General features: G+C 55.8%; 18 protein-coding genes and 1 pseudogene. 16 read left to right on the top strand and 3 right to left on the bottom strand.

All coding sequences use genetic code 11. The annotated features are described in order from the left end of the window. The 7 genes and pseudogenes from murI (at nucleotide 1) to rdgB (ending at nucleotide 5,019) form a co-directional block, all read left to right on the top strand. The gene (gene murI / locus IEX04_RS14145; RefSeq protein ID WP_096256354.1) at nucleotides 1-924 is read left to right on the top strand and encodes a glutamate racemase; all 924 of its coding nucleotides are present in this window, start codon (nucleotides 1-3) and stop codon (nucleotides 922-924) included. Continuing rightward, nucleotides 921-1,715: pseudogene (locus tag IEX04_RS14140) on the top strand (MBL fold metallo-hydrolase); the annotation flags it as partial. The gene murI and the pseudogene IEX04_RS14140, both read left to right, overlap by 4 nt. 289 nt (nucleotides 1,716-2,004) lie before the next feature. Beyond that, nucleotides 2,005-2,373, top strand: a complete 369-nt coding sequence (locus IEX04_RS14135) for a cupin domain-containing protein (RefSeq protein WP_188686519.1) — start codon at nucleotides 2,005-2,007, stop codon at nucleotides 2,371-2,373. A gap of 83 nt (nucleotides 2,374-2,456) precedes the next feature. Next, on the top strand, nucleotides 2,457-2,909 hold the full coding sequence (locus IEX04_RS14130; RefSeq protein WP_188686515.1) for a carboxymuconolactone decarboxylase family protein: 453 nt from the start codon (nucleotides 2,457-2,459) through the stop codon (nucleotides 2,907-2,909). A 195-nt stretch (nucleotides 2,910-3,104) separates the two neighbouring features. Further along, a complete protein-coding gene (locus tag IEX04_RS14125) occupies nucleotides 3,105-3,545 on the top strand; it encodes a PACE efflux transporter (protein ID WP_188686513.1) in 441 nt (146 codons plus the stop codon). Between the two features lie 107 nt (nucleotides 3,546-3,652). Continuing rightward, the gene (gene rph, locus IEX04_RS14120; RefSeq protein WP_188686510.1) at nucleotides 3,653-4,387 is read left to right on the top strand and encodes a ribonuclease PH; all 735 of its coding nucleotides are present in this window, start codon (nucleotides 3,653-3,655) and stop codon (nucleotides 4,385-4,387) included. Beyond that, entirely contained in the window at nucleotides 4,384-5,019 is a 636-nt protein-coding gene (rdgB, locus tag IEX04_RS14115; RefSeq protein ID WP_188686507.1) for an RdgB/HAM1 family non-canonical purine NTP pyrophosphatase, read from the top strand. The genes rph and rdgB overlap by 4 nt, the downstream gene beginning before the upstream one ends. Before the next feature lie 112 nt (nucleotides 5,020-5,131). Here the strand turns inward: rdgB and IEX04_RS14110 are convergent, their stop codons facing one another. Then, nucleotides 5,132-5,440, bottom strand: coding sequence for a hypothetical protein (locus IEX04_RS14110; RefSeq protein ID WP_096256348.1), 309 nt, complete (start codon nucleotides 5,438-5,440; stop codon nucleotides 5,132-5,134). A 315-nt stretch (nucleotides 5,441-5,755) separates the two neighbouring features. On the opposite strand from IEX04_RS14110, the gene IEX04_RS14105 reads away from it, so the two are divergent. From IEX04_RS14105 to IEX04_RS14085, 5 genes are all read left to right on the top strand, one after another. After that, nucleotides 5,756-6,148 carry a GntR family transcriptional regulator gene (locus tag IEX04_RS14105; RefSeq protein WP_229677162.1) on the top strand — a complete coding sequence of 131 codons (393 nt, stop codon included), beginning with the start codon at nucleotides 5,756-5,758 and terminating at the stop codon, nucleotides 6,146-6,148. Beyond that, the gene (locus IEX04_RS14100; RefSeq protein WP_096256347.1) at nucleotides 6,141-7,070 is read left to right on the top strand and encodes an ATP-binding cassette domain-containing protein; all 930 of its coding nucleotides are present in this window, start codon (nucleotides 6,141-6,143) and stop codon (nucleotides 7,068-7,070) included. The genes IEX04_RS14105 and IEX04_RS14100 overlap by 8 nt, the downstream gene beginning before the upstream one ends. Further along, a complete protein-coding gene (locus tag IEX04_RS14095) occupies nucleotides 7,058-7,756 on the top strand; it encodes a hypothetical protein (protein ID WP_188686492.1) in 699 nt (232 codons plus the stop codon). The genes IEX04_RS14100 and IEX04_RS14095 overlap by 13 nt, the downstream gene beginning before the upstream one ends. Nucleotides 7,757-8,032: 276 nt before the next feature. Further along, a complete protein-coding gene (locus tag IEX04_RS14090; protein WP_096256345.1) occupies nucleotides 8,033-9,040 on the top strand; it encodes a 3'-5' exonuclease in 1,008 nt (335 codons plus the stop codon). Between the two features lie 49 nt (nucleotides 9,041-9,089). Beyond that, entirely contained in the window at nucleotides 9,090-9,587 is a 498-nt protein-coding gene (locus IEX04_RS14085; RefSeq protein ID WP_096256344.1) for a GtrA family protein, read from the top strand. Between the two features lie 106 nt (nucleotides 9,588-9,693). On the opposite strand, the gene IEX04_RS14080 is transcribed toward IEX04_RS14085, so the two are convergent. Beyond that, the gene (locus IEX04_RS14080) at nucleotides 9,694-10,635 is read right to left on the bottom strand and encodes an ADP-ribosylglycohydrolase family protein (protein ID WP_188686489.1); all 942 of its coding nucleotides are present in this window, start codon (nucleotides 10,633-10,635) and stop codon (nucleotides 9,694-9,696) included. A 50-nt stretch (nucleotides 10,636-10,685) separates the two neighbouring features. On the opposite strand from IEX04_RS14080, the gene IEX04_RS14075 reads away from it, so the two are divergent. From IEX04_RS14075 to IEX04_RS14065, 3 genes are all read left to right on the top strand, one after another. Continuing rightward, nucleotides 10,686-11,849, top strand: a complete 1,164-nt coding sequence (locus tag IEX04_RS14075) for an exonuclease SbcCD subunit D (protein ID WP_188686486.1) — start codon at nucleotides 10,686-10,688, stop codon at nucleotides 11,847-11,849. Beyond that, nucleotides 11,846-14,911, top strand: a complete 3,066-nt coding sequence (locus IEX04_RS14070) for an AAA family ATPase (protein WP_188686483.1) — start codon at nucleotides 11,846-11,848, stop codon at nucleotides 14,909-14,911. Before IEX04_RS14075 ends, IEX04_RS14070 begins: the two co-directional genes overlap by 4 nt. Before the next feature lie 241 nt (nucleotides 14,912-15,152). Then, complete coding sequence (locus IEX04_RS14065; RefSeq protein ID WP_229677161.1) at nucleotides 15,153-16,298, top strand: MFS transporter; 1,146 nt, start codon at nucleotides 15,153-15,155, stop codon at nucleotides 16,296-16,298. 79 nt (nucleotides 16,299-16,377) lie between these two features. Here IEX04_RS14065 and IEX04_RS14060 read toward each other — a convergent pair whose 3' ends face one another. Then, entirely contained in the window at nucleotides 16,378-17,070 is a 693-nt protein-coding gene (locus IEX04_RS14060; RefSeq protein WP_096256339.1) for an IclR family transcriptional regulator, read from the bottom strand. Between the two features lie 241 nt (nucleotides 17,071-17,311). On the opposite strand from IEX04_RS14060, the gene IEX04_RS14055 reads away from it, so the two are divergent. Next, complete coding sequence (locus tag IEX04_RS14055; RefSeq protein WP_096256338.1) at nucleotides 17,312-18,646, top strand: MFS transporter; 1,335 nt, start codon at nucleotides 17,312-17,314, stop codon at nucleotides 18,644-18,646. The last annotated feature ends 32 nt before the right edge of the window (nucleotides 18,647-18,678 follow it).

Here is an 18,678-nt window from a genome sequence, read left to right as displayed (position 1 = left end):
ATGAATTCTTATTTCGCCTCCGGTCCGGTCAGTGCGCCACAAGCTAATACACCCATCGGTATTTTTGACTCCGGGGTGGGTGGGCTGACGGTGGCACGTGCCATTATCGATCAGCTGCCCGGTGAATCTTTGATCTATGTGGGAGATACCGCCAATTCGCCCTACGGTCCGCTGCCCATAGCCCAGGTGCGTGCTAACGCGTTGGGTGTGATGGATGAGCTGGTGGACGCCGGGGTGAAGCTGTTGGTGATTGCGTGTAACTCGGCCTCCTCCGCGGTGCTGCGTGATGCGCGTGAGCGTTATACCGCGCGCTACGGAATCCCGGTGGTTGAGGTGATTCAGCCTGCGGTGCGCCGTGCGGTGGCGGCGACTAAAAACGGGAAGATCGGGCTGATCGGTACCCAAGCTACCGTGGGCTCGCGTGCCTATGAGGACGCATTTGCGGCCGCTCCAGCATTGAAGGTACATGCGGTGGCTTGCCCACGGTTTGTCGAATTTGTGGAGTCCGGGATTACCGCTGGAGCCGAACTATTGGAACAGGCCGAAGAGTATTTGGCTCCGCTTAAAGAGGCCGGGGTAGACACCCTCATCTTGGGATGCACACACTACCCGTTGCTGACCGGCGTGATTTCTTATGTGATGGGGGATTCGGTGACCTTGGTGTCCAGCGCCGAGGAGACCGCGAAGGACGCGTTCCGTGCGCTGACGACCCACCAATTGATGCGTGATGACCAGTTGGCGGCGCGTCATGAATTCCTTGCCACCGGTAACGCTGATAGTTTTGGGGTATTGGCTCGCCGGTTCCTCGGACCAGAAGTGTTGCAGGTGCGCCATGTGGACCATGTGGCCGCCCACTATCCCACCGGTGCGATCACCAGGCTAACCCCGGAATTGATTGCCGCGGCGAAAGCGAGTAAGCAATGAAGCTGACCATTATCGGTTGCACCGGGTCATTCCCCGGGCCGAGCTCTCCAGCGTCCTGTTACCTGGTGACTGCCTTTGACGGCACCCGTGACTGGAAGATCTTGCTTGATTTGGGCTCTGGTGCACTGGGCGTACTGCAGCGCTACACCGATATTAAAGACCTCGACGGCATCATGATTTCCCACCTGCACCCGGATCACTGCATGGATCTGTGCGGGATGCACGTGGCGATCCGTTGGGATCCTAACGGCTGGAATCGCGAAAAGATGCTGGTACACGGTCCTGCTGATACCGCTAATCGCATCGAGACCGCTTATGGGTTGCCCGAGGGCGACACCATGCACCAAGATTACGACTTTAAGCACTGGACACCGCTGAAACCGGTGAACATTGGGCCGTTTACGATTACCCCGTACCCGGTGCGTCACCCTATCGAGGAGTCCTACGCGTTGCGCGTCGAGGCCCACGAGCCGGGCCCAGATGGGGAACTGCTCACTAGTGTGCTGACCTATTCCGGTGATACCGATACTTGTCAGGGATTGGTAGATGCCGCCAAGGACTCAGACATGTTCTTGTGCGAAGCGGCCTTTGAAGAAGGCCGTGATGACGCGATCGATGGAGTTCACCTAACCGGTAAACGTGCCGGAGCGATGGCCACCCAGGCCGGTGCCGAACGCCTCTTGCTGACTCATATCCCGGTCTGGACCGACATTAACAAGATCGTCAATGAGGCGAAGGAAACCTACGATCGCGGTATTGCGGTGGCAATTTCCGGGGTGACCTACGGCGTATATTCCGGAACTCTGAAGGAAGAGAAGCACCCAACGCTCTTTAAAGGCGATTTGGGTACCGATTACCTCAAATCCCGTACCGGCTCGTTGCCAAAAATCAATTACGAAAAGGTCCGCAAGTTCCCACTGCTCAAGCGCAAGAAGTAGCGAAAAACTAAGGCCAACTAAGCTCACCGGCGGAACTGAAGTTCCGCCGGTGAGCTGTTTAACCCAAAGTCTTATCCTTGACCCGGATTCGAACCGTCGGCCATCCTTAGAACCACCGCACCGATTGATTGTTGAGGCACCGATGAAGAAATTTTCGCTCACAGCTCTGGCTCGTACGCAGATTCGCCAGGCAATTGTGGCTCCGGCCGGACGCAGTGCCAGTACCGTCTTTGGCGGTCATGAGCACACGATGCGGCAGACCGTGATTGGAATCAAAGCTTCAGTGACGCTTCAGGAGCATGAAAATCCGGGGGAAGCCACGGTGATGGTGCTCTCCGGGCGGATTACGCTCACTTCGAATGGTGATTCGTGGGAGGCCCGTACGGGGGACCTGTTGTTGATGCCTGCCGGGCGCTCTCAGCTGAGCGCCATCGAAGATTCCGCAGTGTTGCTCAGCGTGGCGAAGTTGGGCCGCCCCGGGGTGTCCGAATTGGAATCCGATTTAACCTAAGAGTTTTATCTGTTTAGCTGGCCTAGATCGCTAAGCTGAAGGCGAGGAACACCGCCATTCTGCACTGAGAAGAGATGGACGCTATGTCAGCAATATCAAATAACGCGGTTAATCTGGGCAAAGTACATCCCGAGGTTTATCAGGCCATGATCCAGTTTAATCAGCAGGCCGATAGCGCATTCAAGGCTTCAGGACTTGACCCGCTAGTAGCTGAACTCATCAAAATTCGGGTGTCGCAACTTAATGGGTGTGCATTCTGCTTGCGCATGCATCAGCGTGATGCGATCAAACTAGGTGAGTCCATGGATCGGCTCGCGGTCGTGGCAGCCTGGTGGGAATCGCAGTACTTTTCCGAGGTAGAGCAGGCCGCCTTGGCGTTGGCCGAGGAAATTACTCAGCTCCCGGTGCCGCAGCATAAGTCGTGGAACACCGGGGTACTCAGTGACGAACAGATGTCAGCGATTAGCTGGTTGGCGATTGTGATGAACGGATGGAATCGAATTGCCATTCAAAGCCACTACCCGGTTGCTCCGTAGCCGGCACAGCCCGCGAATCGAATCGCACCCGCGGACTTCTAAGCTGGTGAGTTTGCTCATCGAAGCCTAGCGAGCCGATTTTTTGCGTGCTAGCTTGGAAATGATTCCGCAGTTGACCCGCGGAACGAAAAAATTGCTACACCATGGACGCGAACCCGCCAGGACTTCCTATGGACTATTCATAAGGAGCACCTCGTGTCCCCGGTTCTGCGACGTATTGTCTACGTTTTTTCTTACGAGCTATTTGCTATTCTGCTCACCTCGACAGCCTTGATCCTGATGGGATTTGGTGGAGGAAACTCCGGGATTGTCGCGATAACTTCTTCGGCCGTGGCCCTGATCTGGAATTACGCTTGGACCTCTGCGTTCGAAGCCTGGGAAAAACGCCAAGAGGAGCAATCGCGGTCCGTGTCCCGTCGGGTGGTGCACGCGGTGGGTTTCGAAGCTGGCCTGGTGCTCATTCTCGTCCCGATCCTGGCCTGGATTCTGTCGGTCACGTTGTTAGATGCTTTGATCTTGGAAGCCGGGTTATTGGTGTTCTTCTTGTTTTACACCTTTGCCTTCTCCTGGCTCTTCGATCGATTTGTACCGACTGCACGGTCTACACCGGCCAAGGCGCAAAACAGCACGAGGTAATTTTCGCCGGCCAGGTCTACTCGCTGGGCTCCTGTTGCGCTAAACACCCCTAGCATTAGGTGTCGTCACTGGCGAAAAGGATGCCACGTTTTCGCTACGATGGAAGTATGACTTTACGTGCCGACGGCCGCAGCGCCGCGCAACTTCGTGACATCACCATCACCCGCGGATGGTCCACCCAAGCCGAAGGTTCGGCCCTGATCGAATTCGGAAACACCCGAGTACTATGTACCGCTTCCTTCACCCAAGGCGTGCCGCGCTGGCTTAAGGGCGAAGGTACCGGCTGGGTCACCGCCGAATACGCGATGCTGCCCCGTGCTACGAATACTCGTAACTCCCGCGAAGCAGTTAAGGGCAAGGTTTCGGGTCGCACCCACGAGATCTCCCGGCTGATCGGCCGTTCCTTGCGTGCGGTAGTTGATACCAAGCAGCTGGGCGAAAACACCATCGTATTGGACTGCGATGTATTGCAGGCCGACGGTGGTACTCGTACCGCAGCGATCACCGGCGCCTATGTAGCGTTGGCCGAAGCTATCGAATGGGCTCGGGGCGAAAAGATCCTGAAGGTCAACGCGAAGGTACTGACCGATTCGGTCGCAGCGATCTCGGTGGGCATCATCGATGGCACCCCGATGCTGGATCTGCCGTATGAGGAAGACGTTCGCGCGGAAACCGACATGAACGTTGTGGTGACCGGTAGCGGTGACTTCGTCGAGGTACAGGGCACCGCCGAGGGCGCACCCTTCAAGCGCGACGAACTCGATGCACTGCTTGATCTCGCCTTGATCGGCACCACCGAACTGGCACAGATCCAGACCGAAACCCTGAAGAAGTCCAAATGAGCCAACCGGTTCTTGTCCTAGCTTCACGTAATCAAGGCAAACTACGCGAACTGCGTGAGTTGCTGCGTGGCCAGGTGCCAGGTCTGAACGTCGACACCCAGGTGATCGACGCAGCGACCGCTGGGGCACCGGATCCGGTAGAGGATCAGGTGACTTTTGAAGGCAATGCGTTGAAGAAGGCGCGGGAGATTAGCGCGGCGACCGGGCTGATTGCGCTCGCCGACGATTCGGGTCTGAGTATCGACGTTCTTGGTGGGGCACCAGGGATCTTCTCTGCTCGCTGGTCTGGTGTACATGGAAACGACGAAGCGAATATTGACCTGTTGCTTGCACAGCTGGGGGATATCTCCGCCGAACACCGCACCGGTGCATTCGTTTGCGCCGCAGCGATTGCGACACCGCAGGGCACCGAACATGTTCAGCTAGGTAAGCTGTTGGGCAGTTTGCGTACCGAGCGTGCGGGGGACGGCGGATTTGGTTACGACCCGGTCTTCCAACCTGCAGATTCCAATCGTTCACTGGCGCAGTACAGCGCCGAGGAAAAGAACGCGATCTCGCATCGCGCGCAGGCCTTCGCACAGTTGCTTCCGGTGATTATCGCCGAGGTCACCAAGGTGCTGGGGTCAAACTAGCAAGTCTTTTCAGTACATTAAAATCCGGACGTTGCCTTGGCAACGCCCGGATTTTTTTGCGTCTAGGTGTAGTTCGATTTGCTGGGGATGGCGCACATAAGCGTGGGATTAGTCAGCTGGGATCGGCTAAATCTGAGTTCTTGTCTCGAGTTTTCTCTGCTGCTTCGGACATGGGAAGTGCGCGTTGTGCGTTGCTGCCGGCAACTTTTGTCTCGTCGCCTGAAGCGGATGTTAGCGCGATAGTTTTCCCGCTCTGGATGTGATCGGTGATCTGAGGTTGGGATGCAGTTGCCGTGGTGTCGCCGGGGGATCCGGCTAACGCCGCTGCCACAAGGGTCAGCGATGAAATCATCATCATGAGTTTCTGCGATTCGCGTCTTCGCCCGTCAAATGAGTCGGGCTGAAAAGGATTGAGGGACATCGTGACGCCTCCTAACTTGTTATCGAAATTCCGATACCTACATTTTCATGTTTCGTCATCAGTCTGTGTGGACCCATTGCGCAGGTGGGGAATCACCTTTATTTGGATTTTCCGGGCTCAACTAAGCACTTATCTATACTTGTCAGCATCGATATTCAGCTGATCGCGCAAGTTCTCAGTTCGTATTTATCGATGTTACTTACCGCTCCAAGGCTTGCCATAAAGTTGAGTTGGTTCTATGGTTAGTTACACAAGTAATGAACCAATGAACTGAAGTTCAGATGTTGGTTCCAAGTAAGGCAGGAGGCGCGTGGTGTGATTGACGATTCAAAACCAATTTTCATGCAGATCGCTGAGTTGATCGAGAACGACATCTTCTCTGGCGTCCTGGCCGAAGAAGGTCAGGTGCCATCCACCAATGAATTCGCCGCCTTCTATCGGATAAACCCGGCAACCGCGGCTAAGGGAATAAACAAACTCGTCGAAGAGGGTTTGCTCTACAAGAAACGGGGAATCGGAATGTTCGTAGCGCAAGGCGCGCCGGAACGCTTACGGCAGAAGCGCAGGCAAAAATTCAATGACCAATATGTCCAGCCATTGGCAGCCGAAGCAGGGAAGCTCGGCATCGAAGTCGAAGAACTCATGGACATGATCAAGTCGGCGCAACCCATCATCGATGTAGGGCCAGGAGGATCTCACCATGTCTGAGCAAACCCCAGTTTTAGTACGTAACGTCAGCAAAACGTTTAAAGATGTTAAAGCCTTAGATGACGTCAACCTGCAATTGGATTCTCACAAAATCTACGGATTGCTCGGACGCAATGGAGCGGGCAAAACCACACTCATGTCCATCTTGACTGGACAGGGGTTCCCCGACGCTGGCGAAGTCAAAGTATTTGGTCATACTCCCTTTGAGCATGACGGGACACTCTCACGAATCTGCTTCATCAGGGAATCGCAGAAATACCCCGATGAGTACAAGGCTTTTCAGGCATTCAAAGCCGCAGCACTTTTCTTTGAAAACTGGGATGAACAGCTGGCCCAGGAACTGATCGCTGACTTTAACCTTCCACTCAAGCGTAAAATCAAGAAACTCTCACGTGGTCAGCTCTCCGCGGTGGGCGTGGTCATCGGGTTGGCTTCACGTGCCGAAGTCACATTTTTCGATGAGCCGTACCTGGGTCTAGACGCGGTGGCCAGGCAGATCTTCTACGATCGACTGGTCGAAGATTTCGCCTTGTACCCGCGAACCATTGTGCTCTCAAGTCACCTGATTGACGAGGTAGCTAACTTGCTGGAACACGTGATCATTATCGACTCGGGACGCATTGTGATGGACGAGGACGCAGAATCATTGCAGGGAGCCGCAGTCACGATCAGCGGCAAGGCAGAGGTGGTCGACGAGTTTGTTGCGGACTATCCGGTGATCCATCGCGATTCGTTGGGTGCGCTGGCAAGTGTGAGTATCCAGCAACGGCTGACACCGGCCCAGCAAACCGAAGCCAAAGAACTCGGTCTTGATCTGTCGCCGTTGTCGCTGCAGCAGCTGGTGGTCCGAACTGCCATGGGACGCAACGTCCTTGCATCACACCAAGATCAAGCGAAGGAGAGGACATCATGGAACGCGTAATCAAAGTTGCTCGGATGCAGCTGATCAACAAGTGGGTCTTTATTGGCTTGCCGTTGCTGATTCTCGGCTGCGCGTTTGTCTTCTCGTTAGCGATCTTCTGGATTGTTCGCGAGAACGGTGGCGAAGGAACAATGTATGGCGGCGGCGCACAGGCACCGATGTGGTATTTTCTCGCACTGGGAATCCAGGCCTTGACCTTGACCTTTCCGTTCTCCCAAGCGATGAGCGTTTCGCGCCGAAGTTTTTACCTTGGCACGGTGTTGCTCTTTGGAGTGTGTGCTCTGGCCTTGTCCGTCTTCTACTACCTGATGGGTCTTCTCGAAAAGGCCACCGGGGGATGGTGGATGGATGCGCGGTTCTTCGCCTTGGAATGGGTGGCCGATAACAATGGCGCGGTACAAATTGGCTTCTACTTTGTACTGATGGTGCTGTTGTTCATGGTGGGCTTCTTGATTGCCACCATCTACATGCGCTGGCGCACCACTGGACTGCTCGTATTCTTCATAGCATTGGGTGTGCTGCTGCTCGGAGTTATCGCACTGCTGACTTTCAACCAGCTCTGGGGCAACTTCTGGACCTGGGCGCTGACATGGACCGCCGCAGGTGTCACCCTGTGGGGCGGTGTCGTGGCAGTAGTGATGGCTGGCGCTTCGTACCTGACGCTGCGCAAAGCGACCGTAGCCTAGTAGTTGTTCGGCCCAGATGCCCTTGATGCGTTACGACGTGTCAAGGGCATCTGTGCGTGCATCAGCGACTCGCTATCGGTGCTTGCAAAGCGGGAGTGTGACAAGTCTGTGTTGTCGCACGTATTCAACATCGACATTTTGTCGCAGAGTCACAGGTCAGTAGACGTTTAATCGTTGAATATCAGCCTTCCGGAATTCACAACTCAGGAGGAGGGATTATCCACACATTAGACTTCGGATGCTGGCCTTTGAGCATTAAAGAGTAAACTGTCATGCGTGGCATTGGACTTCACAGCATTAGATTTTGAAACTGCAAACGGATTTATCGGATCGGCCTGCTCGGTAGGCCTGATCAAGGTCCGTTCCGGACGCATCGTCGAAACCGAACAATGGTTACTTAGACCGCCGGCAGGTTTTGACCACTTCGACCCGCGAAACGTCTCAATCCACCACATCACCGAAGACATGGTCACCGACGCACCACGCGTGGGGGAGAAGCTCGGAGATCTACTCGAATTTGTCGGATCCGACGTGCTTGTAGCGCATAACTCGGCCTTCGACTCCGGAGTCATTCGTGCCGCCTCGGAAGCCAGCGAACTCGCTGTCCCCGAAATTGCACATCTTTGTACGGTCAAACTTGCCCGCAAGGCCTATGACTTGCCCAGCTACTCGCTACCGTTTGTCGCAGAAGAAGCCGGCCACCCTATCGAAAACCACCACCAGGCGCTCGCCGACGCTGAAGCCTGCGCGTGGGCAATGATCGATATCGCTCAGCGAAGTGATGCTCCTTCCGTCTTGCACGCTGCGGATCACTACAACGTCGGGTTGGGGCTCACCGCGTCATGGAAGCCGGGCGAAGAATTCTCCCGTGCCACCCGAGATGCGCAAGGTTGGATGGCCAATGGTCACCCGATGCCTGCCTCAGATTCCTTTGGCTCCTGGCCGCAGGAGGGGGAGAACCCCGAACCAAATATGGATGCAGATCGAACGCACCCGTTATTTGGGCAGGTTATCGTGTTCACCGGAAACCTCTCGGTACCGCGGCCTAAGGCCAAACAGTGGGCGGCAAACTATGGCGCACAGACCGCCTCGCGAGTCACCCGAGCGACCACCGCATTAGTGGTTGGCGATGGATTTGTTCCGCAGGATCTGGCCAACGGACGTTTGACCAACAAAGCCAAGCAGGTGCTGAAGTTGCGCGATAAGGGCCAGCGCGTGGAAATCATCTCGGAAGGTGAATTCATGCAGCTAGTCGAGGGCTTTGGAATGGCCGTTCAAGGCTGAGTCTTGCAGTCCGAATAGTTTTTCATCAACTAAACACCACGAGGTATACGTGAACAACAAAAATGGCATGCTCACTAGACTCATGCGATTTATTGGAGTTGGCGGATTCTGCTTCGTAGTAACTTTGGTAGTCAACTACGGGTTAAAATTCACGGTGCTTGAAGCGCACCCAACCACGGCATTCATCATCGCTAATGCTGTTGCGACGGTAGTCTCCTTCGTACTGACCCGGCAGTACACGTTCCAAAATCAAAACGACGCGTACCGTAAGCGCATTCAAGCCATTGGCTTCTTTACCGTGTCGTTGATCGGCATTGCCATCAACTCCGCACCGCTATATGTATCGCGCTGGATCTTGGGATTCCACTACCCGCAGGTATCTTTTCTCAGCCAAGAAGTAGCAGACTTTATCTCCGGGCCGATTATCGGCACACTACTAGCGATGGTGTTCCGTTGGTGGGCGCTGCATAAGTTTGTTTTCCCAGATTCACAGAAAATTAACCTGCCACAGGAACCACAGGAATCACTTGTTCCTTCCAAGGGATAAGCGAGAACCCGCAGTTTTCTAGCGGTACGTCTCACGTTGTACAAATGACTCGGCCCGGAACCAAAAATTTGGTTCCGGGCCGAGTCATCTAAAACGTTTGGGAGGGTTAGTCCACCAAAGCCATCCACCGGTCGTGAAGCTCGGAGATGATGTCATCCAACGCGGATGCTGGACGGTCACCCACAGCATCAGAACCATACACGGCAGCCAGCAGGGCTACCGCGTAGGCGTCGGTTTCTGGATCACGGCTGTCGTCTTCCTCAGCTACTGGGGCATCAGCTGCCTCGATATCCGATTCTTCCTCTACCTCGGCTGCGCCGCTGGCGTTGAAGTAAGCGGCATAGGCATCGGTAGGGGACAGGTGCAACGAATCGCGCACCACGCTCACAACCTGACGCAGGGCATCCGCCGAGGGACCTTCCAGTCCTTCGAGCAGCGCTTCCCATTCACTGCCAGCTGCCTGGGAGCGTTCAATGGCGGAGCGGACAATGCGGGCAGCAGCCACCGTGGTTTTTGCAGCCTGCTCATCATGGGTCAGATACGCGGAGGCACGGGATAACGCCTCTGTAGTGGATTCTGGGACGCGCGATAGCAGTGCTACCGCGGCGGCACGTGGAAGCACGCCCGTGGAGTCCGCATTCACACCGGTAGGACGCCCGCGTTGGCCCATATCTTTGGATTTTAGACCCGACAAGTTGAGCGGATCGCCAGCCATCAGGCCGTCATGAATCTCGACCTTCTTCATTTCGAGATCAATCCAACGCTTCAGTGGCTCGGGCGCACCGGTCGGGAAGGACCCAGTTAGCTGAGAGTAGGCGCGAAGCGAAGCGAGCCACATGCAGGCTAACTCGTCGCTGCCCACACCGTCTTTGGCCCATTCGAGGGCTTCAAGCAGCCCATCGACCATATAGAGCGGGAGTAGTTCGGTGGCACCGGGATCGATATCGTCCCGGGCGTGGGTTGCGCCGTCGGCTAGGCCGAGCAGGATCGCGAACACCTTGTCTGAGTAGTTCTCTGGCAGGAGTGCAATTTCACCGGTTTCATTCACAAGTACATTCTAGTGCGCAAACTGTCCGAGGTATTGCATAAGGTGGGATCATGCGATTGCTTCACACCTCAGACTGGCATTTGGGTCGTACCTTCCATGGTGCGTCGCTACTCGATGCCCAGCGCAACGTACTGCAAGAAATCATCGATATCACCCGCGAACGCCAAGTGGACGTGGTGTTGGTGGCCGGTGACATTTATGACCGTGCACTGCCCCATGTGGATGCGGTGCGTTTGTGTAACTGGGCGTTGGCCGAACTTCGCAAAACCGGGGCCACCTTGATTTTGACTAGCGGCAACCACGATTCCGCCTCCCGGCTAGGATTCGCCTCGGAACTCTTGGATTCCGCCGGAGTACATATTTTTGCTGATACCTCACGCATGCTCGAACCGGTGGTTCTCGAAGCAGAGGGGCACCGAGTGGCCGTGTACGGGATCCCGTATCTGGAGCCACGGATGGTAATGGATGAGCTTCAGGTGGATAAAGCCAGTCACGAGGCAGTGGTTGAAGCGGCCATAAACCGTATCGACGAGCACCTGGGAGAACTACGAAAGAGCGGCACCCCGGTGGTGTCTGTGGCGATGGCACATCTGTTTGCCGCTGGCGGTGAAGGCAGTGACTCGGAACGTGAGCTGAGTACCGGCAACTTGGATGTGGTTCCCGCGCGGCTCTTTGAGAATTTTGACTACACCGCGTTAGGTCACCTCCATGGACGCCAGCGCATCGCCGAGAAGATCCGTTACTCGGGTTCTCCTCTGGCCTACTCCTTCTCGGAAGTGAACCAGCGCAAGGGGATCTGGCTGATCGATACCGATGCGCAGGGAATTACCGGTTACGAAGAAATACTGCTTTCGGTACCGAAAAAACTCGCCATCCTGCGCGGGAATCTCGAAGACCTTCTGGCCGATAAGGAACTGGCCTTTGCCGAGGATGCTTGGTGTCAGGTGACGCTGACCGACCCGGAACGCCCGGCAGATGCGATGAGTAAGGTGAGGACTCGCTTCCCCGACACCGTGGTGCTCGCCTTTGACCCACAAGGTGGCAAAGCAAAGGAAAAGTCGACGTATTCAGACCGGATGGCTAAAGCAACAAGTACCGCACAGGTCTGCACAGACTTTATTGAACATGTCAGAGACCGGCAGCCCGATGAACTTGAACGGGAACTGCTCGACTCGGTGATCCGGAGCACGCGTGAAGCACAGGTGAGCAAATGAGAATTCATAAACTTCGTATCCAAGCCTTTGGTCCTTTCGCCGGAGTAGAAGAAGTTGACTTCGATGAATTGTCGGCCGGCGGATTGTTTTTACTTGATGGCCCCACGGGCGCCGGCAAATCCAGTATTCTCGACGCAATTTGTTACGGAATTTATGGTTCGTTGCCTGGAAACCGTGCCGGTAGTCGGCAGATCCGCTCGGATCACGCAGCAGAAGGTCTCGAACCACAGATCATCTGCGAATTGACCGTGGGGGACCGTCGCTTTGAGGTGACTCGTTCCCCAGCCTGGATGCGCCCAAGTAAGCGTGGCAAGAACGGGGTCACCGAACAGAAGGCTTCCAGTGCTCTGCGAGAACTGGTCAAAGGACAGTGGGAGGCCTTGTCGACCCGTAATGATGAAGTAGGGCAGATCCTCGGTGGCCTTTTAGGTCTAGACCGTGATCAGTTCACCAAGGTGGTCATGCTCCCGCAAGGTGGGTTCGCGGATTTTTTGCGTGCCAAGGCCACCGCACGTGAAGACCTGCTCAGCAACCTCTTCGACACCAGCGATTACGGAAAAATCGAGGACGAGTTTAATCTGCGTCTGACCGAGGAACGTAAAAAGGCCGCGGAGATTGAGGCTACGCTCAGCGCTCGTGAAAATGGTATTCGTCAGGACGCCACCGCCTTCCTGGCTAGCCACGAGCTAGCTGATCCCGAAGTAGCTCAGAACCAGATAGAGCCACCGGCAGACTTAGCGACCGAGTTCGCCGACTATGATGCCCGTATTCTCACCATGCATTGCGCACGCCAAGAGGGCACGGCGAAGTTGCGTCTGCGCCGCGAGCAGTCACTGAAGAACCAAAAATCAGTGGATGAGCGCCGACGTGTGTTCGCGCGACGCGCCGAATTGAGCGGTTTAGAAAGCGAACACAGCGAAAAGCATCCCGCTGCCGTACGCGCCGGACAGGCTTTGGAACTTCATGGTAAGGCCGCGGGAATTAGGGGCTATGAAGCGCAAGTTAATGAAACTAAGAAGAGCTTGGAAGCCACCGTCAAAGCATGGCACGAGTCCCAGCTGAAAGTCGCCAATGGTTATGAGCTTCGGGCTCAAGCGAACGCTGATGATCTTGACGTGATTAGATCACGAACCGCGAAGCTGAATAACCGTCTCGTGGTGCTCAACGCGGCGCTCGCCGACGAAACCAAGAAGGAACAACTGCAAAAAGATCTCAAAGACGCTCTTGAACAGGTGAATAAGCAGAAGAAAATCCGTGAAGATGCGGAGAAAACTCTTGGGCAATTACGTGCTGAACGAGATGACATCGCGGCCGAACCACAAAAGCTAGATCTTGTCGCTGCCGCTGGAGCCAAGCAAGTAGCCACCGAGGAACTCACAGCAGCGCAGGAATTGGTAGTGCAGATCAAGCTGCGCGATAAGTTGCACAAATCATTAACGGCAGCCGACATCGAATATGCGGAGCAAAGCCTTAAACTCAACGCTGCCGAGACTGAGCTGATTGCAGCGCAGCGTATGCAGCTAGAACAAAGCGCGCTGCGTCTAGCCGCCGCGCTCGAAGATGGCTCGCCGTGTCTGGTCTGTGGTTCGCTGGAACACCCCCAGCCGGCGCAGAGCGAGGATGACGCCGAACTCATCGACGACGAACGGATCGAGGCGCTAGATAAGGTCGTTCAGACAGAACGCGAACTGCAACGCACCAAGGCCAAGATTCGTGATGTTGCGACCACCAAATTTGAGGCAGCCGCTGAATCCGCAAAAGATACGGATCTGGACACCGGCAAGGCTCGGACCGAACTGGCGCAAACAAAGCTTGATGCGGCCACTGCCAAGCAGGCGGAGACTACCGAGCTGGCGCGAAAACTTGAATTGCTCCGCGCCCGTATCGAAAAGGAAACCGCCAAGGTCGCTCAGGCTGCCTTGGATCATGCCACGGGTACCAAGCAAGTTCAGTCGTTAAGCACCCAGATTGACGAGCTTGATGCGAAGCTAGCGCAGCTGCGTGAAGGCAGCGACTTGGGGCTTGCCGAGCTAGTGAAGAAGGTGCGGGCCGAATTCACCGTTTTTAATGGTGCTCATAAGGCACTTACGGACCATTTGGCCGCGGCCAACGCAGCGAAAAAGGCGGCGGACACGTGGACCCAGCAACGTGATGAAGCCGGTTTTGTGAACGACAAGGAATACGTTGTGGCCCTGCTGAGCGACGAGAAACGAGAGCAATACCAAACACTGCAGCACGAGGACACCGTGCGTTCCAGCGCCATCGCGACTCTCAAAGCCTCCGAAGATCATTTGCGAGCCAAGGACTTGGCTGCTCAAGGAATCGGCGCGCCCACCGAGGAAGAGCAGTCCACAGTGAACGAGAACGTCAAGGCCGCTGAGGAACTCTACGAATCCGCACGGCAAGATGAGGTGCTCGCCCAGACCCAGCTTGAGCGACTTCGCACTTCCGTGGCCGCGCTGAGCGAGTACCGCGCCGAGTCTGGTCCGGTAGTGGATGCATATCGCAGGCTTCGCGATCTGGCCGACGTGATTCGTGGCGGGGGAGAGAACAAATACAAGATGACCCTGAGTACCTATGTGCTGGCGGCGCGTTTGGAAGAAGTTGCACAAGCCGCCACCGAGCGGCTGAAGATCATGTCCTCCGAACGTTATTCGCTGCATCATGATGATTCCACCCGTGGCAATTCAAAGTCTGGGCTGGGCTTACGCGTCCGGGATTCATGGACAGGTAAAGAACGCGACACTCAGACGCTGTCCGGCGGTGAAACATTCATGGCTTCACTGGCTCTGGCATTGGGACTGGCGGACGTAATCTCACATCACAGTGGTGCGGTAGATATGCAGACGCTCTTCGTGGATGAAGGTTTCGGCTCCCTTGATGCCGAGACCCTAGAGCAGGTGATGGAAGCGCTGGAATCACTGCGTGCAGGCGGACGAATGATCGGTCTGGTGTCCCATGTTTCGGAGATGAAACAACGAATTACCAACCGAGTGACGGTTATCAAAACCCAGCACGGTTCCACAATTGATATGACCCCAGAAGTGATGCTCACCATCTGAACTAGACATTGACCAAGACGCTGGTATCTTGAAAGTAGTGCCATCAGGCATGTCTGGGAAATTTTGTGTGTCGGGGGGCGTGGGACGACACACGCTTTGTTGTGGAGAATTGTTGACTCAACATATGTTGTCCAATGAACCGAACCAAAAACTAGAACCTAAGCCAGGGTTCTCTTCTCTGGTGCCTATGGTTGGAACGGCCTACGTTCCGCTATCTTTCTTTGCTAGATTGCCCCTGGCAATGCTCACCATTGGGTCGATGACCTTGGTGACTGCAAGCTCCGGATCCTATGCACTCGGTGGCTTGAGTGCGGCCATGGTGGGACTTGGTTCTGCCGTGGGCGGGCCGAGTATCGGAATGCTCGCGGACCGCTTCGGTCAGCGTCCGGTGCTAATTCCAGTATCAATCTTGCATACCATTTTGCTTCTGCTGTTGACGTGGTACGGCAATAGCGGTTCGAACATGCTGGTCGGTGTGCTGGTCCTGATTTCCTTGCTAGCAGGAGCCAGCGGTCCACAGGTCGGACCGATGTCGCGTGTGCGTTGGATTTCAATGACGCGCCGGCAGCAAAAAAATCCTAAGGTGCTCACCGCGGCGTTGAGCCTGGAATCCATGCTGGACGAGCTTGGCTTCGTCTTCGGACCGGTTGCCGTAGGTCTATTAGCCTCGCTGGTACACCCAACCTTGCCGCTGCTGATCGCTGCAGTCCTCACCGTGGTGCTGGTTCCTACCTTTGCGAAACATCGCACCGTCGATGAGGTTAAACCGCATGGCAGTGGCGAACATGAAGTGAAGGTGCGCATCTCTAAGGCGCAAGTGGCCGCCATTGGTGCGCTAGTACTTGGCATGATTGGCTTAGGCACGGTCTTTGGCTCATCAGCCGCCGGCACGCTGGCATTTGCCGGCGCGCTGGGTAATTCCAATCAGGGTGGCTTGCTCTATGGCGCAATGGGTCTTTCCAGTGCGCTGGCAGCGATTTCCGTGGCTTCGTGGCCACAGGGATTTAGCCAGATCAACCGTTGGATCACTTGCGGTGTGGCGCTGACTATTGCCAGCTTTGGATTGCACTATGCCAGCTCCGTGCCGTGGATGCTTTTAGCACTGTTTGTGGCAGGTTTTGCTGTCGGTCCGGTAATCGTCACGGGCATGACCTTGGGCGGCGAGGTAGCTCCGCCGAAGGTGCTGTCCACAGTGATGACGCTGCTGTCGGCCGGAATCGTGGTGGGCACATCAATCGGTAACGGATTGGCCGGAGTATTGGCAGAATCTTCCGGTTACCTCGGGGCCTACTGGGTCTCTACAGCTGCGGCGTTCCTCATCCTGCTTGCGGCTCTGCTGATGAAGCTGATCGTTGCAAAGGCTCCGTCGTTGCGACGCGTGCGCTAACTAAAGAGCGTTAAGCCGCAGGCTCCTTTCACTTAGGGGAAAGGAGCCTGCGGTGCTTAAATCTGAGGGGACCAAGTTTTTAGCTGAGTTCGTCGCCCACGTTCAGTGCAGCTTCTTTCAACGCACGAATAATGTGCTCACGGGTGTCGACGGTACTGGTAGCGAAGATGACGGCGATGGCCGCAGGGGTAGGGCCGGTGTGGGAAATCGGTACCGCTATGGCGGTGACGCCTTGGATCACTTCGTTCTCGCTGGTGGAGTATCCCTCAATCCGTGCGGTGCGCGCAGGCTCACGGTACTCAATGCCGGTCTCCATCGCATCCCATTGGCTGCGCGTGTATTGGGATTGGATGGCGATACCTGGCGCGCCAATATCCATCCCGTGCACCGAGCCGGGGCGGTGCACAATGGCGCTTCCTGAGTGCACCGGTTCAACTGACTGCAAGGTGGTGCACATATCGTGTTCCCAGACGGCCAAGAAAGCCGTCATGGATAGTTCATTAGCAAGCCTGGTGAGCTCGGGCAGCGCGGCAGATTGCAGGTCGCGCTGCACGGAGCGGGCAAGGACTGCCAGCCCAGAGGCTGAACGAATCCTGCCGGATTCATCCCGGCTGAGCAGGCGGTGTTCTTCAAGCGTGCGCAGGATCCGGTAGGCGATGGAGCGATGGACGTCGAGCCGCTCGGCGATTTCCGCGATGGTGAGGTTGACTGGAGACTCGGCAACGATCTCTAAGGCTCGAATTCCGCGGGATAGGGTTTGCGAGGATGACATCTTCTTCATTCCGGCGCTGGCCACGATTTCTTCGGTGCACAGTCAGCCTTAGGCTCGACGCTGGTGTACTTGATTCGAGTCCAGGGGTTCTTTATCCGAACAGCGAATTCTTTTTTTGAACTGTTCGACGGGAGTGTGACTAATGCAGCTTGTGAGGACAGTCACTCCTAGTTTACTATGTATCTATTACCCGTCCGAACGGTCGGTAATTATCCGCATCTTCATCTGAGGACACTCGCATATGTCTACAACCGCATCACGTACCCAGGAAGAACGGCGCGTTCTGGCCGGCACCCTGGTAGGTACCACCATCGAGTGGTACGACTTCTTCATTTTCGCTCAGCTCACCGCGACGCTGTTGACCCCGCTGTTCCTGGAACCGCTCGGTGAATCAAATCCAGCTGTAGCCCAGATCCTGTCCTTTGCCATGATTGGCATCTCCTTCTTCTTCCGCCCCTTGGGGGCCATCGTGGCAGGACACTTAGGTGACCGCTATGGACGCAAGAAGATTCTGGTGCTGACCTTGATCCTCATGGGAGCGGCCACCTCGCTGATCGGTGTGCTGCCAACCTACGCCGCAATTGGCATCGGAGCACCTATCTTGCTGGTGCTTCTACGTGTGATCCAGGGCTTCTCCGCAGGTGGAGAATGGGGTGGCGCAGCGCTGATGGCAGTGGAGCACGCACCGAAGGCCCGCCGCGGTTACTTCGGAGCTTTCCCGCAGATCGGCGTGCCTATCGGCATGATCCTGGCAACTGGTTTGCTCTACATCCTGCGGGTCTCGATGACTCCAGAACAGTTCCAATCGTGGGGCTGGCGTATTCCATTCCTCCTGTCGGTCGTGCTGATCCTGGTTGGTTACATGATCCGCCGTGCGGTGGAAGAATCCCCGGTCTTCAAAGCCATGGCTCAGCGTAAGGCCGCCGAGCACACTCCGCTGAAGGAGCTGATGACCGGGCACCTGAAGCCGGTGATGCAAGCTGCTTTGATCTTCGTTTCGAACAACGCCGCCGGTTACCTGGTGATCGCCTTCTTCATCTCCTACACCACCAAGGTACTGAAGATGGAACTGGCTCCGGTCTTGTTGGCTACCACCGTTGGCTCAGTCGGCTGGCTGATCTTCACGCTGGTCGGTGGCTGGCTCTCGGATAAGTTAGGACGCCGGAACACCTTCTTGCTCGGTTACGGCATCGTATTTGTCTGGATGATTCCAATGTTTATGTTGGTGGACACCGGAAATATCGTGCTTTACACCGTGGGTATCTTCGTGCTCACCATTGGCCTGGGTCTGTCCTACGGTCCACAGTCGGCCATGTACGCCGAGATGTTCCCGGCTCGTATCCGCTACTCGGGCATCTCGATTGGTTACGCACTGGGTTCGATTCTCGGTGGCGCCTTCGCCGCTACCGTGGCGCAGGTCTTGCTGACCTCCACCGGATGGTCCGGTTCCATCGCGATCTACATTATGGTGTTGACCATCATCTCCGTGGCCGCGGTGCTGTGGGTGGGCGAAACGCAGGGACGTAACCTGCACCTCGAAGAAGTTGAGGACGAGGAAGTTCCTACCGTTCGCTAACTAATGGCAGGTAGAACTGAATAACAACAACA

This window comes from Glutamicibacter ardleyensis, assembly GCF_014644555.1.
Taxonomy (GTDB): domain Bacteria; phylum Actinomycetota; class Actinomycetes; order Actinomycetales; family Micrococcaceae; genus Glutamicibacter; species Glutamicibacter bergerei.
This window is presented reverse-complemented; position numbering and strand designations above follow the sequence as displayed.